The following is a 14,375-nucleotide window of genomic DNA, read 5'->3' as shown; positions in this document are numbered from 1 at the left end:
GGGAATTTGCGGGAATCATCCTGCCCCCTCTTTCGGTCCAAATCTGATGGAAAGCCCCCGGCCGCGCCGCTTCTCAAAGGTAATGAAAAGGGACGGCGACAATAACGACGCTTCCGCACGATTTTATGATCAAAATCCGATTGACTAAACCACTCGCTTTTGATCACATTATAGGAGACTGCTGGAAGAAGGGCCTCGCGATGCCCGGTGTGGTCGCGTGCATCCAACGCCTACGCTTCCGGATCAGTAACAATAAGGGGAAGATATCGTGTCATTGGACCTTGAGCAGGCGCACGCATTCCTGCGTCGGAACGAGAACATAGAGGAGGTCGACCTGCTGATCTCCGACCTGAACGGCATCCTGCGCGGCAAGCGCGTTCCCATCTCCAGCCTCGACAGACTCTACGAAAGCGGCATGAAGCTGCCACGTTCTGCGCTCGCCCTCGACATCTGGGGAGAGGACGTTCCGGAGAACGGCCTCGTATGGGAAACCGGTGACAGCGACGGCTCCTGCATGCCATGCGGCTCGGGGCTGACCTCCGTGCCGTGGGCGCAGCGCCCGAGGGCACAAATGCTGCTCTCCATGAACAACCCTGATGGCACGCCCTTCATGGTGGACCCGCGCCAGGTGCTGGTGCACCAGGTAGAACGCGCCCGGACAATAGGGCTCAGGCTCGTCGTGGCCACGGAGCTGGAATTCTATCTGATGAACGGCGATGTACTGAAGACAGGCCGTCCACGCCCCCCGGCCGCGCCGGAATCCGGCTACCCTATTGAAGTCTCTCAGCTCTACTCGATGGATGAACTCGACGAGTTTTCCAGTGTCTTCACGGAGATCCGGGATGCCTGCGCGGCCCAGGATGTCCCTGGCGACACCTGCATCGTCGAGAATGGGCCAGGACAGTTCGAGATCAACCTCGAACATATCGATGATCCGGTGCTCGCGGCCGATCAGGCGGTGCTTTTCAAGCGTATCGTGCGCAGCGTCGCCCGGCGTCACCAGTTGCACGCCACCTTCATGCCCAAGCCCTACGGCAGCCAGTCCGGATCGGGTTTCCACATCCATTGCAGCGCGCTCGACGCGGAGGGAAACAACATCTTCGACGACGGGACCGAGCGCGGGTCCGATGCCCTGCGACACGCGGTGGGCGGCGTGCTCGAATTCATGGGGCCGTCGATGCTCGTCTTCGCGCCCAACCTCAACGGATACCGCCGCTTTCAGGCCGGCACCCATGCGCCCACCTACGGCAACTGGGGTTACGAGAACCGCACCGCCTCCGTGCGCATCCCCAACAGCAGCCCGAAGGCACGGCGTTTCGAGCACCGCGTCGCCGGCGCCGATGGCAACCCCTATCTGGTGCTCGCTGCCATCATAGCCGGCGTGCTCTACGGGCTGGAGAACAAGTGTGACCCCGGCGAGCCGGTGCAGGGCAGCGCCTACGTGCGCTCTTCCGTCAACAAGCCGCTGCCGAGCGACTGGGACTGGGCGATCGACCTTTTCCGCGACAGTCCGCTGCTGCGCGACAGCCTCGGCGTGGACTTCCACAAGGTGTTTCTCGCGGTGAAATGGCAGGAGCGCAACAAGATGGCGCGCCGCGTCACCGATGCGGAATACTCCTCGTATCTCGGCGTGCTCTGAAACGGAACTTCGATGACCAGCCATATTGCCTCCTACTACGCCGCGACGGCAAACCCGTTCCCCTTGCGCAACTCGCTGGAAGGCAGCATCGAAACCGATGTCTGTGTCATCGGCGCGGGCTATACGGGCCTGTCGACCGCACTTCATCTATCCGAGCGCGGGTACAGGGTGGTTGTCCTCGAAGCCGCGAAAGTGGGCTGGGGCGCGTCCGGCCGCAACGGCGGGCAGATCGTCAACGGCTACAGCCGCGATCTCGAAAACATCGCCTGGCGCTATGGCAACGCAGCGGCGAAGGCGCTGGGCGCCATGTCGCTCGAAGGCGGGGACATAATCCGCGAACGGATCGAAAAGTACGGCATCGCCTGCGACTATCGCCCCACCAACGTCTTCGCGGCCTTCAACGCCAAGCAGTTGCGCGAACTCGCGCATGTCCGCGACCACTGGGCGGGCTTCGGCCACGACGGGCTCGAACTGCTGGACAGGGAGGGCCTGCGCCGGCAAGTGAAGGCCGATTGCTACGTCGGCGGCCTCATCGACCACCGCGGCGGGCACATCCACCCGCTCAACCTCGCGCTCGGCGAGGCCGCCGCCGTCGAATCTCTTGGCGGCAGGATTTTCGAGCAATCCCCCGTGATCGGCGTGCGGACAGAAGGCGGCAAGGCCGTGGTGGCGACAGCGACCGGCGAAGTGCGGGCCACCTTCGCCGTGGCGTGCGGAAATGCCTATCTCAACGGCGTCATCCCGTTCCTTGAGGACAAGGTAATGCCGGTCTCCACCCAGGTCGTGACCACGGAGGTGCTTGGCGAAGCGACCATCAGAGACCTGTTTCCGACGCTCACGGCGGTGGAGGATGCCAACTACGTGCTCGACTACTACCGGCCGACAGCCGATCACCGCATCCTGTTCGGCGGCGGCATCGTCTATGGCGGCGACGAACCCGCCGACATCGAGGCGCGGCTGCGGCCGCATTTCGCGAAGGTCTTCCCGGCGCTGCGGAACGTCCGTTTCGACTATCTGTGGAGCGGCAACTTTGCGCTGACGCTCACCCGCATTCCGCACCTCGGCCGCATCGGCAACAACCTTTACTTCGCGCACGGCTGCAGCGGCCATGGCGTCACCAGCACCCACCTCGCCGGCAGGCTGATAGCGGAGGCCATCGACGGCGATGCCACGCGCTTCGACGCTTTCGCGAACCTGCCCTATGTCCCCTTCCCCGGCGGTCGCGCCCTGCGGGTGCCGCTCACGGTTCTCGGCGCCTGGTGGTACGGGCTGCGCGACCGGCTAGGCATCTAGAGTCCCGGCGGCGGCAGAGCATGCTCCCGCCGCCGGATCGTCATTGCACGGACAGCTCTTGCAGCGCTTCATGCAGGCTGCGTTCCATGATCGCGATCCCTTCGTCGAGAATCGCGTCCGGAATCGTGAGCGGCGGGAGCAGCCGGATTACATTGCCGTGAACGCCACAGGTCAGCAGGACGAGACCGTTGGCCGCGGCCTTTCGGGTCAGCAAGCGTGTCAGTTCCGGCCACGGGCGCTCGCCGTCCCGATCGTGCACAAGCTCAAGGGCTGCCATGGAGCCCAGGTTGCGGATATCGCCGATGCAGGCCGCGAAGGCGTTGGAGCCCTGCCAGCCATCCAGAACAGTGCGAATCCTGCTGCCGATGTCGGCTGCACGCGCGACGAGACCCTCCTCCTCGATGACGTCGAGCACGGCGAGCGCGGCGGCGCAGGACAAGGGGCTGCCGGCGAACGTCCCGCCCACGCCACCCGGCGGCACCTTCTCCATCACGTCGGCGCGGCCCGTGACGCCGGCGATGGGAAAACCGCCCCCGAGACCTTTCGCCAAGGTCACGAGATCCGCGGCGATGCCCGCGTGCTCGATGGCGAACATGCGGCCCGTCCGGCCGAAGCCCGTCTGGATTTCGTCGGCGATCAGCAGGATGCCGTGGGTATCGCAGACCTTGCGCAGCGCCTGCAGGAACTCGGGCGGGGCCGGATTGAAGCCGCCCTCACCCTGCACCGGCTCGACGATGATGCCCGCCACACGCTCGGGATGAACGCTTGTCCTGAACAGGAAGTCGAGCGCAGCCAGCGACTGTTCGACGCTTACACCGTGATAGGCGCTCGGAAAGGGAACATGGAAGACGTCGGGCACCAGGGGCCCGAAGCCGTACTTGTAGGGCGTCGTCTTGCCGGTCAGCGTCGTCGCCATCAGCGTGCGGCCGTGGAAAGCGCCGGCGAAAGCAACGAAGGCCGGGCGTCCGGTGGCCGCGCGGGCGATCTTGACCGCGTTCTCGACGGCTTCGGCGCCGGTGGAAACGAGATAGGTCTTCTTGGCGAAGTCCCCGGGCACCAGCGCGTTCAGCCGCTCGCAAACCTCGACATAGCTGGCGTAGGGCGTCGTCTGGAACGAGGTGTGCGTGAAGGAATCGAGCTGCGCGCGCACGGCAGCCAGCACACGAGGGTGACGGTGGCCGGTATTGGTCACGGCGATGCCGGAGGCGAAGTCTATGTAGCGGTTGCCCTCGACATCCCACAATTCCGCGTTCTCGGCGCGGCTGATGAAGACGTCGAGGTGCCGCGAGAGGCCGGTCGGGATGGCGTCGATCCGCCGTTGCGTCAATTCTGAATTGGTCGTCATGATAGAAGTCCTCGGGACGAGCCGAAGCGCACGGCGCATGGAACATGCGTCGCTAAGATCGCCGTGCATCCGGCCAGATGAGACGGGAAACGACGGCGGGCGCCCGGGCCCGCCATCACACTTCAGGGTGCCGGCGCCTCAGGGAGCGTGCTGCGCAAGCTTCTCCGCAGCAGCATGACGCGCCTCGCGGTCGAGCTTCCAGTCGACGCAGCGCCGGGAACAATAGGTCTTGCCTTCGTGAGTGACACGGCGCGCGCGATCCGCCTCCGCATCCTCGTACATCAGCTGGCCGCAGTTCGGGCACTTGCTGTAGCTTTCGATATAGAAGCCGTTCTGAGAGAATTTCATGTCTTATACCTCCCGATACCCATAGAGTTTCCCGGCAGCCTCGGGTGAGATGTAGCCTTCGCGCAGGTCGTGGGCGACGGCCGCGCGGTCGCGCGCAAGCGGATTGCCGTAGCCGCCGCCCCCGGGCATGACGAGACGTACGCGATCGCCTTCCTTGATGGCGACGTTCGAATAGCGGCTGGTCGACGGCTTGCCGTAGGCATCGCGCATCGTCTGCCAATCGTCACGGCCGGCCTTCTGCACCAGCGTGGCGCCGCACCCGCCCTCAAGGCCGCCCTCAAGCCCCCACGGGGGCAGCACGTGCCGGTCCGTCATCTGCGAGCAGATGATTTCCCTGTTCACGCAGAGCATCTGCTTGGTATAGCCCACGCCCCCGCGGTACTCGCCCGCCCCGCAGGAGTCGACGTTGAAGGCGAGGCCTTCGATGAGCCACGGGAAGCGGGTCTCGTAAACCTCCACCGGCGTGATGCGGCAGTTGCCGTTGATGGAGTCGACCGCGTCGTTACCGTCCGCGAATGCGCGGCCGCCCCAGCCCACGCCTTCGAGATCGTAGCAGGCGAAGTACTCGCCCGTTTCCGCATCGACCCCGCCGAAGACGAAATTGCAGTGCGTGGCGCCTTCCGCCGCCATGACACGGTTCGGCACGGCACTGTGCATGGCGCCCAGGATGGTGCCGACGATGCGCGGATGCGTCTCCGTGTTGCCGCCCACCTCGGGCGCTGGGAAGTCCACGTTCACGATGGTGCCGGGAGGGGCCATGACCTCGATCGGGCGGAAGCAGCCGGAGTTGCGCGGGATCGTCGGGTCGGTCATGTGCAGCACGGCGTTGTAGGCCGCCGACGTCGCAACGCCCAGCGTCGCATTGATCGGACCCGCCGCCTGTGGCGAGGAGCCGTGGTAGTCGACGATGATCGAGCCCCCCTTCTTGTGAACCTCGACCTGGATACGATAGTGCCTGTCAGAGTCGACGCCGTCGCTTTCCACGAAATCGTGGAAGGAATAGATGCCGTCGGGAATGGCCTCCAGTTCGGCGCGCATGCGGCGCTCGGAGTAGAGCAGCAGGTCGGCGACGGTCTCGCGGATCTTCTCCTTGCCGTACTTGGCGTAGATGCCGCGCATCTGCCTTTCCCCGAGATCGACGGCCGCGATAAGGGCCTTGAGGTCGCCGTAGTTCACGCGCGGGGTGCGCACGTTCGCCAGCAGCAGCTTCCACACCTCGACGTTGTCGACGCCGCGTTTGACGATCTTGACCGGGGGGATGCGCAGGCCTTCCTGAAAGATCTCCGTCGCCTCGCCGCAGAAACCGCCGGGCGCCATGCCGCCGACCTCCGCGATGTGGCCGATGGCGACTGCAAAGCCCATGACCTCGCCCTCGACGAAGATCGGTTTGAAGAAAGTGTGTTCCGGCGTATGCAGGCCGCCCCGATAGGGATCGTTATGGAGGATGATATCCCCTTCCTCCAGCTCGGCGATCGGGATTTCCTTGAGGCAGGACTTCACCAGAAGCGGCATGCCGCCGATCTGGGCCGGGCAGTAGTCGGCCACGGCGATCATGTCGCCGCTCATGTCGGCAAGACCGCAGGTGAAGTCGAGCGCTTCGTTGAAGATCGTCGAGTAGGACGTCTTCATGAGGGTGATCCCCATTTCCCGGCAGATGGATACCATCGCCGAATCGAGGATGTTCATCGTCACGAAATCCATGGTGCGGGCTCCTCTCAGGCGGAGATGATCAGGTTGCCGATGCGGTCGACGCCAAGCGCCTGGCCGGGCTGAAGGATGGTCACGGAGGCGCTTTCCTCGACCACGGCGGGGCCGGCGATCCTGTCTCCCTGCCGGAAGGTCGCGCGGTCGTAGACCGGCACCTCGTGCCAGCCGTCGGCGAAGTGCACCTTGCGGCGCGAGGCAGGCTGCGGCGGCGCGTCCGTCACCGGCAGCTCGCGCATCTCCGGCTTGTCGGAAACGGCTACAGCCACGACCTTGAGATTCACCGTCTCGATAGTCTCGCCGGGGATCGAGAAGCCGAAGCGGGCCTCATGCTCCCTGTGGAAACGTTCCCACATGTCGGCGATGTTGTCCTCGCTGAACTCGTCGGCCGGAAAGGAGAGTTCGAGTTCGTGGTTCTGCCCCATGTAGCGCGCCTCAATCGAGCGGTGGATCTCGATGCGCTGCGTGTAGCCCTGCGATTTCAGCTCATCGATCGCCCCCTCGACCAACTCGGTCATGGCGCGGGTGGCGCGCTCCCCGTCGAAGTATTTCGAGATTTGCTGCACGGTGCGATGCCGGTCGACGCGAGCGTCGGTCATGATGAAACCGAAAGCCGAGAACTGGCCGGGATAGTTCGGGACAAGGCCCTGCGGAATGCCCGCGATCTCCATGAGATCGCAGATGTGGACCGGCCCCGCGCCGCCGGAAGCGACGAGCGTGAAATCACGCGGGTCGAGGCCGCGCTGCAGAAGGACAGCGCGCAGCGCGCCCAGCATGTTGTTGTTGGCGATCTGGACCATGGCGAAGGCGCACTCGTCCACGTCCATGCCGAGCTTTTCGGCCACGCGCGCGACGGCCGCGCGGGCGGCGGCGGCGTCCAGCTTCATCTGGCCACCGAGAAAGTTGTCGGGCGAAATGCGGCCCAGAACCACGTTGGCATCGGTCACGGTCGCGTCGGTGCCGCCGCGGCCGTAGCAGGCAGGGCCCGGCACGGCGGCAGCCGATTGCGGCCCCATGCGCAGCATGCCGCCCTTATCGATCCATGCGATCGAGCCGCCGCCCGCGCCGATGGTGTGAATGTCGATCATGGGTATCTGGATCGGGATGCCCCATTCGATCTCGAAGCTCGTGGTGACGTGCTCCTTGCCGGCGACCACCGTGGAGCAGTCGGTGGAGGTGCCGCCCATGTCGAAGACGACGAGGTTCGGAATGCCGGTGAGTTCCGACATGATGCGCGTGGCGACCACGGCGCCCGTGGGGCCGGAAAGAGTTATCTGCACCGGCGCGTCGGCGGCCCCCGCGAGCGTGGCCTCGCCGCCGTTCGACTTGATCACACCGACCTTGCTGCCGATGCCCGCCTGCGCGAAACGGGCCTTCATCTCGCGGAAGTTCTCGGAAACGACCGGCTTGAGATAGGCGTCGGCGATGGTGGTCGAGGCGCGGTCGTATTCCTTCCATTTCGGCAACACGTCGTAGGAAATCGAGATCGGCATGCCGGGCAGTTCCTCCGCCAGGATTTCGCGGATGCGCTGCTCATGGCCCGGGTCGATGTAGGAAAAGAGCGTACAGACCGCCACGGCCTCGATCGTGCCGTCGGCGCGGATCCTGGCCGCAAGCTCGCGCACCGCCTCCTCGTCGAGAGGCGTGTGCACCGCGCCCTTGGCGGTCAGCCGCTCCGCGACCTCGTGGCAGTCGGCGCGGGCGACGAGCGGGCGCGTCTTGATCCAGGTGATGTCGTAGTGGCTGCGCCGGTCGCCACGCTGGATGAAGGGCACGTCGCGGAACCCCTGCGTGGTGATGTAGGCGACCTTGGCGCCGCGGCGCGTCAGCAGGGCATTTGTGGCGATGGTGGTGCCGAGGCGCGCTTTGCTGACGACGCCGAGATCGTCGAGCTTGCCCAGTCCTTCCATGACGCCGACGATCGGCTCGGCGGGGGTGGTGAGGTTCTTCCAGTTCTCGATATGGCCGGTGTCGGTATCATAGGACACGAAGTCCGTGAAAGTCCCGCCGATATCGATGCCGATGATTGTGCTCACGGCCTCATTCCTTTCAGTCTGGCTTGGGTGGTGGTGTTGAGCCGGCATCATGTCGCTCGTAGACGTCCGCCAGCCGGCTCCAGGAATCCTCGATGTGTTCGCGAAGGGCCGTGCGGGCCTTGTCGAGGTCGCGCGTCTCCAGCGCGCGCACCACGGGCCAATGGTCCGTCGCCGCTTCCTCCAGCGTCTCGAAACGCTGTTCAGCCATGGTGATCACCAACTGCAGCTCGGCCTGGATATTGAGAAAGGCATGCAGGGTCTGGTGATTGTCGGAGAGCTTGCAGAGCGCGAGGTGAAAGGCGAGATCGTTCTCCACCAGCGCGATTTCGTCGTTGTTGCGCGCGGCGTCTTCCATGGCCACGGCATAGGAGGTGATCTCGCGCAGATGCGCGTCCGTCATCGCGGCCAGGCCGTTTTCGAGCGCGAAGTTCTCGACCAGCAGCCGGAATGCGAAGATGTCGTCGATGTCCTTCTTCGTGAAGGTACGCACGAAGGTGCCGCGGCGCGGCGCCGAGACCAGCACACCCCGCTCCTCCAGCCGCCGCACCGCCTCGCGGATGGGGTTGCGGCTGATGCCGAGATGACGCGCGATCTCCGCCTCGTTGATGCGCTGGCCGTGCTTCAGCTTGCCGAGCATGATCTCGCGAATCAGGAAGCTCGCCACCTGGTCCGAGAGCATGCGGTTGTCGAGGCGCGCCGCGCTGTACTCGGCCGAAATTCGTCCTTCGCTTCCAAGGGTCTGGCTCATTTAAGAATGTCTCCGTCGGAGTGGGCTACGTTCCGGCGATCTTGCCCCTATTGCTGGGCCAATGGAACTCGCGCCCGCCCATGAGCCCATCTTTGCGGTAGATGAGGATCAGCAGCATCACGCCCGCCAGGACCAGCTCCTGGGTGCCCGCGGGAAGCGACCAGTTCGCGCCCGCGATGGAGAAGCCGCTTTCCAGGCGGCGGAAGACGTCGATCACGACGCTCGTCACGACCACGCCCGCCACCGCGCCGGCGAGGCTTCCCATGCCACCCACGACCAGCATTGCGAGCGCGATGAAGGTGAGCTTCAGGAAAAAGGAGTTGATCGAGACCGTGCCGAGGAAATGCGCCGTCAGCACACCGCCCAGTCCCATGAGCGCTCCAGACAGGGTGAAGGCCAGCAGACGCGCCCGGTAGAGCGACACGCCGCAGGCCGCCGCCGCCACCTCGTCGGCACGGGTGGCGCGCACCGCGAGCCCGAAGCGGGACGACTGGTAGAGCCATGCCACCACGATGGCGAGGACCGCCGCCCCGAGCGCGACCCAGAGCGTCACGTAGCGCGGCAGGCCGACCATCGAGGCGGTTCCCATCGTGACGCTATCCCAGTTGGAATAGACCACGTTCACGATGAACAGTACGGCGAGCGTGGATATGGAAGCGGCAAGGCCGCTCATCCGCATCAGGACCAGGCCGGTGACGAAAGCCGCCAGCGCCGCCAGCGCCACCGCGGCGAGCGCCGCCGGAAACAGCGAATAGCTGTGGTCGCGCAGGAACTCGGGCAGGCCCGGCATCGTAATCGGCTTGAGCGCCTCGCAGCAGGTCTGCCAGCCGGTTGCATAGGCGGCGATGGCCATGAAGGTCACCGAGCCGAAGGAGATGACACCCGTGTTGCCGACGAAGACATAGATGCCGACCACCACGACAATGCGGATCAGCGCCTCCGTGACCGTGCGCTGGATCATCACCGAGCCCGCGAGATCGCTCACGATCGCGACGGCGAACAGCGGCACGATCAGGGCGAGGACCGGAAACCAGCAGCGGAGCAGGCGCTCGGCCGGGCCCCGGTCCGTCGTCGCCGGGGCATGGGGGGAAAGGGGCGAAACAGACATCACACACGCTCCTTTGCGGCGCGGTCAACAATCAGGCCCTGGGGCCGCACCAGCAGGATCAGAATCACCAGCAGGAAGACGCCCGCATCGCGGAAGGCGCGCAGCTCGGCCGGCAGGAATGCCTGCAGCAGCACCGAGATGAAGCCCACGATGAAGCCGCCGAGCGCCGCTCCGGGAAGCGAGCCCATGCCGCCGATGACGGTGGCGAAGAAGGCGAAGATCACCGGCATCAGGCCCATGCGGATATCGAGCGTGCCAGTCTGGATCACGAGCAGCAGCGAGACCGTTGCCGCCATGATGCCGCTCATGACGAACGCCACGGCGATGACGCGGTTGGCGCGCACGCCCATGAGACGCGCCATCTGGAAGTTCTCCGCTGCGGCGCGCATCTGGATGCCCATGGGTGTCTTCTTCAGGAAGAACACCAGCGCCACCAGCAGCACGGCCGCGACGGCCATGGTCAGGATCTGGTTACCCGGCAGGCGGACACCCAGTACCTCGACCGCCCCCGCAAGGCTGTTGCCGATGCCCACGGATTTCGGTCGGCCCGTGTGGACCATCATCACGAGGTGCTGCAGGAAGTAGCTCACCGCGAAGGACGAGATGAGCAGCGTCGCCGGATTGGCGTTACGCATGGGGCGGAAGGCGAGCCGCTCGGTGGCGAGCGCGAGCAGCGTCACCACGAGCATGACCCCCGGCACCATGAGCGCGACCGGCAGGGCGCCGAGCAACAGCACGGGTGTGACGCTGGCGCTGGGGACGACCAGTGCATAGGCGCCAATGGTGATATAGTCGGCCTGGGCGAAGTTGATGAGCTTCATCACCCCGAAGACCAGCCCGATGGCGAGAGCGACCAGCGCGTAGAGGCTGCCGAGCGAGATCGCATCCGCCAGAATCTGGACGATATTGGACACTGACGTTCTCCTGGACCGATATCCCGGAAGCGGCTCCCGCCTTCCGGAAAGAGATCGTGCGTCAACAAAGCGACGGAGCGGAATGACGTCTCGACGGCAGGCTCATCCCGCTCTGGCAAGCCCCCTGAAATCCTTATCTTGAGCGAATTCTGATCGATCAGATGCTCCATCTGATCGGAACGCGCTCTAGAAGAGGGCGGCGGATTTCGGCGCGGCTTTCTCGCCGAGATAGGCGCGCCGGACAGTCGGATCGTTCTGCACCTCGACAGGGGTGCCCTCGGCGAGGCTGCGGCCGCCGTCGAGCACATGCACGCGGTCGCAGACTCCCATGATGACTTTCATGTTGTGCTCGATGAGCAGCACGCCGCAGCCGAAGCGCGCCGGAAGATGCGCGATTGTATGCATGAGCGCGTCGCACTCGGCGTCGTTCATGCCCGAGGCGGGCTCGTCGAGCAGAACGAAGGCCGGGTCGAGCGCCAATGCCCGCGCGATGCTCACCCGGCGCTCGTCGCCGTATGAAAGCGTGTCGCAGCGCTTTCCGGCCGCCGCGGCGAGCCCCATCCATTCCAGGATCTCGTGCGCGGCGCGGGCCGCCCGGGCGGCCGGCAATCCGGCGCCGAAGGCCGCGACCATGAGGTTCTGCTCCACCGTCATGTCGCGAAAGAGCCGCGCGGCCTGAAACGAGCGCCCTATCCCGGCGCGCGCCATCTTCTGGGGGCCTATGCCGGAGGCGTCGGCACCGTCGAGGTTCACCGTGCCCGAGGTTGGGCGCTGAAAACCGGACAGGACGTTGACCATCGTGGTCTTGCCCGCGCCGTTCGGCCCGATCAGTCCGAAGACGACGCCGCGCCGGAGCTTCATGTTAACACCGGAAAGGGCGCGGATACCCCCGAAGGAGATATGCACATCCCGCGCTTCCAGCGTCTGAAGGGTCTGTGTCGTCATTGCTGCTTTCCGTGAAGATGCACCTCTCCCTCGCCCGGAAGACGGATACGGCGACGACGGAGGGACCGGGACCAGGCGCACCGCAAGGGATTGCGCGGCAAACCTGGACTTATCAGGCCGATGGCGGAAAACGCATCATTGCCCGACGCGGAACAGCAGCTTCATGTCCGGCACGATCGTGTTGCGGAAGAGTTCGACAGCGTGGAAGGAGTCGTTCTCGACCTTCATGATGAGCCAGGGGCGGTTGAGCTGGATGTGCATCTGGTCGGTGAAAGTGGTGGGGCCAGCGGTGAACGGCTCGTCCCGGAAGCTGTTCATCACCGCGAGCACGGGATCGGCCTTCACCGTGCCCGCCTTCTCGACCGCCCGCGCCCAGGCCTCGATCATGCTGTAGCCGAGGACCGCGTAGGAGGAGACCGGCGGCTCGTTCCAGCGCTTCCGGAATGCCTCCAGAAAGGTCGCCATCTCGGGACGCGGGTCGTCGCCGTAGAGCGACATCAGACCGGGCAGATAGAAGTCCTTGAGGCCCGGCACGGCGTTCAGCCAATAGTTGTCGACCATGGCAGTGCTGGCAAGGATCGGCGTGTCGATGCCCGCGGCGCGCAACTGGCGGACGGCCGAGGCGCCACCCGGCGTCACCGAGCAGAGATAGATCGCATCGGGCGCTGCCGGTAGCGCCTTTATGCGGGTGATCTGCGCCGCGATCGAGGGATCCTCGTTGCGAAACGTGTCGGAGCCGAGGATCGCCGCCGCGCCGCCGGCCGCCGTGAAGGCGGACCTGAAGCCCGCGCAGGCGGACTTGTTGTACTCGATGATGGAATCCTCAAGAACATAGGCGGTCTTGAGCCCCATCTTGGTCCGGGCGTATTCCGCCATGGCCACGCCCTCTGCCTGGGCAGCGGAAGTTGCCGTAAAGGCATACGGGCCGACACCCTGAACCCCCATCTTGGGATCGGCGGCGCAGAGGCTGATGGTGATGATGCCGGCCTGATTGGCGGCGAGTGCCGCCGGGGCGCCGAAGTCGTAGTCGCAGGAGACCACGAGCAGGTCCACGCCGCCGTTGACCATCTCGGAACCGATGGAGGCGGAACGCTCCTGGTCGGTCTTGGTGTCGGCGGCGGTATAGGCAATTTGCCTGCCCAGCAGGCCGCCGGCCGCGTTGATCTCGTCAATTTTCGTCACAGCCGCCCGGAACGGGGGCAGATCGTAGTTCGACAGCCAGCCCGATTGCGCGATCGCGAAGCCGATACGGATCGGCTCCTCAGCCCGCGCTCCCGCAGCGGACAGGAGCCCCAGGCCAGCAGCGAACGCCAGCCCAAGTGTAAACTTGGCACCCATATTGCTTTACCCCTGTGGATCAATTTTTATTGTTGTCCACGCTTAAATCGTGGACTGTGGACAGAAGAAACGCACACCGGCCCCGAGTCAACAAAAAATTTCACAACCGGAGGCGTCAAACAGTGGACTGTGGACAGATTTGAAGGCTATGCTCCAACCATCGTCGAGAGAGACGCCCCGGCTCCGACAAGCCGCAGGAGCGTCCGGACAGACAGGGGAAAACATGCTGAAAGTGGAAGGCCTTCGCGCCGGGTACGGGCGCCTGACGGCGCTCGGGGGAATCGATCTTGCCGTCGGCAAGGGTGAAATCGTCTTCGTGGTCGGGCCCAACGGCGCCGGCAAATCGACTCTGCTGAAAACCATTTCAGGGCTGCAGGCGCCCTTCGGCGGCACCATCACCTTCAACGGCAAGAGCATTGTGGGCCGGGCCCCGGAGCAGCTCTGCCGCGAAGGCCTCGTCCTTGTGCCGGAAGGGCGCAGCATCTTCCGCACCCTCAGCGTGGAAGAAAACCTCGCCCTCGGCGGGATGGGGCGCGGTGATCGGGCGGGCGTCCAGCGCGACGTCGAGGGGGTGCTCGATACCTTTCCGGTCCTGCGCGCACGCTACAAGGGCATCGCCGGCCACCTGTCCGGCGGCGAACAGCAGCAGCTCGCCATCGCCCGCGCCATTCTGCAGCAACCCTCGCTCATCATGATCGACGAGCCGTCGCTGGGCCTCGCCCCCCTCATCATCGACCAGGTCTACGAGAGCCTGCGGCAGCTCAACAAGGAAAGCGGCCTGACGCTGCTGATCGTCGAGCAGTCGACGGCTCGTATCCTCGATCTTGCGACACATATCTACATCCTGCGTAACGGCCAGGTGGTCCTGAACGCCCGCGTCGACGAAATCGGCAGCGACGAGGCCCTGGAACAGGCCTATTTCGGCTACACTGCTGCGTGACGGCCGGATGAACAGGG

General features: G+C 65.0%; 12 protein-coding genes. 3 read left to right on the top strand and 9 right to left on the bottom strand.

Translation table 11 applies throughout. The features are described 5' to 3' along the window. Window positions 1–268: 268 nt before the first annotated feature. Complete coding sequence (locus tag FHS82_RS20890) at window positions 269–1,639, top strand: type I glutamate--ammonia ligase (RefSeq protein WP_208394044.1); 1,371 nt, start codon at window positions 269–271, stop codon at window positions 1,637–1,639. A gap of 12 nt (window positions 1,640–1,651) precedes the next feature. Beyond that, the gene (locus FHS82_RS20885) at window positions 1,652–2,932 is read left to right on the top strand and encodes an NAD(P)/FAD-dependent oxidoreductase (protein WP_208394043.1); all 1,281 of its coding nucleotides are present in this window, start codon (window positions 1,652–1,654) and stop codon (window positions 2,930–2,932) included. Window positions 2,933–2,972: 40 nt separating this feature from the next. Here the strand turns inward: FHS82_RS20885 and gabT are convergent, their stop codons facing one another. The 9 genes from gabT to FHS82_RS02740 all read right to left on the bottom strand — a co-directional run bounded on the left by gabT (window position 2,973) and on the right by FHS82_RS02740 (window position 13,418). Then, window positions 2,973–4,277 carry a 4-aminobutyrate--2-oxoglutarate transaminase gene (gene gabT / locus FHS82_RS02780; protein ID WP_166948448.1) on the bottom strand — a complete coding sequence of 435 codons (1,305 nt, stop codon included), beginning with the start codon at window positions 4,275–4,277 and terminating at the stop codon, window positions 2,973–2,975. A 138-nt stretch (window positions 4,278–4,415) separates the two neighbouring features. After that, on the bottom strand, window positions 4,416–4,625 hold the full coding sequence (locus FHS82_RS02775) for a hypothetical protein (protein WP_166948446.1): 210 nt from the start codon (window positions 4,623–4,625) through the stop codon (window positions 4,416–4,418). Between the two features lie 3 nt (window positions 4,626–4,628). Beyond that, window positions 4,629–6,326 carry a hydantoinase B/oxoprolinase family protein gene (locus tag FHS82_RS02770; protein WP_166948444.1) on the bottom strand — a complete coding sequence of 566 codons (1,698 nt, stop codon included), beginning with the start codon at window positions 6,324–6,326 and terminating at the stop codon, window positions 4,629–4,631. A 14-nt stretch (window positions 6,327–6,340) separates the two neighbouring features. Continuing rightward, the gene (locus FHS82_RS02765) at window positions 6,341–8,365 is read right to left on the bottom strand and encodes a hydantoinase/oxoprolinase family protein (protein WP_343042487.1); all 2,025 of its coding nucleotides are present in this window, start codon (window positions 8,363–8,365) and stop codon (window positions 6,341–6,343) included. 13 nt (window positions 8,366–8,378) lie between these two features. Further along, window positions 8,379–9,113, bottom strand: a complete 735-nt coding sequence (locus tag FHS82_RS02760; protein ID WP_166948440.1) for a GntR family transcriptional regulator — start codon at window positions 9,111–9,113, stop codon at window positions 8,379–8,381. A gap of 25 nt (window positions 9,114–9,138) precedes the next feature. Then, the gene (locus FHS82_RS02755) at window positions 9,139–10,221 is read right to left on the bottom strand and encodes a branched-chain amino acid ABC transporter permease (RefSeq protein WP_166948438.1); all 1,083 of its coding nucleotides are present in this window, start codon (window positions 10,219–10,221) and stop codon (window positions 9,139–9,141) included. Beyond that, window positions 10,221–11,135, bottom strand: coding sequence for a branched-chain amino acid ABC transporter permease (locus FHS82_RS02750; RefSeq protein ID WP_343042486.1), 915 nt, complete (start codon window positions 11,133–11,135; stop codon window positions 10,221–10,223). The genes FHS82_RS02755 and FHS82_RS02750 overlap by 1 nt, the downstream gene beginning before the upstream one ends. A 186-nt stretch (window positions 11,136–11,321) precedes the next feature. Beyond that, window positions 11,322–12,080, bottom strand: a complete 759-nt coding sequence (locus FHS82_RS02745; protein ID WP_166948436.1) for an ABC transporter ATP-binding protein — start codon at window positions 12,078–12,080, stop codon at window positions 11,322–11,324. A gap of 135 nt (window positions 12,081–12,215) precedes the next feature. After that, window positions 12,216–13,418: an ABC transporter substrate-binding protein gene (locus FHS82_RS02740; protein WP_166948434.1), complete on the bottom strand. Its 1,203-nt coding sequence runs from the start codon at window positions 13,416–13,418 to the stop codon at window positions 12,216–12,218. A gap of 223 nt (window positions 13,419–13,641) precedes the next feature. On the opposite strand from FHS82_RS02740, the gene FHS82_RS02735 reads away from it, so the two are divergent. Continuing rightward, entirely contained in the window at window positions 13,642–14,358 is a 717-nt protein-coding gene (locus FHS82_RS02735; protein ID WP_166948432.1) for an ABC transporter ATP-binding protein, read from the top strand. Window positions 14,359–14,375 lie beyond the last annotated feature (17 nt).

The organism is Pseudochelatococcus lubricantis (assembly GCF_011762225.1).
Lineage (GTDB): Bacteria > Pseudomonadota > Alphaproteobacteria > Rhizobiales > Beijerinckiaceae > Pseudochelatococcus > Pseudochelatococcus lubricantis.
Note: the sequence above shows the minus strand (reverse complement) of the source record. Positions and strands in the feature narration are given on the sequence as shown.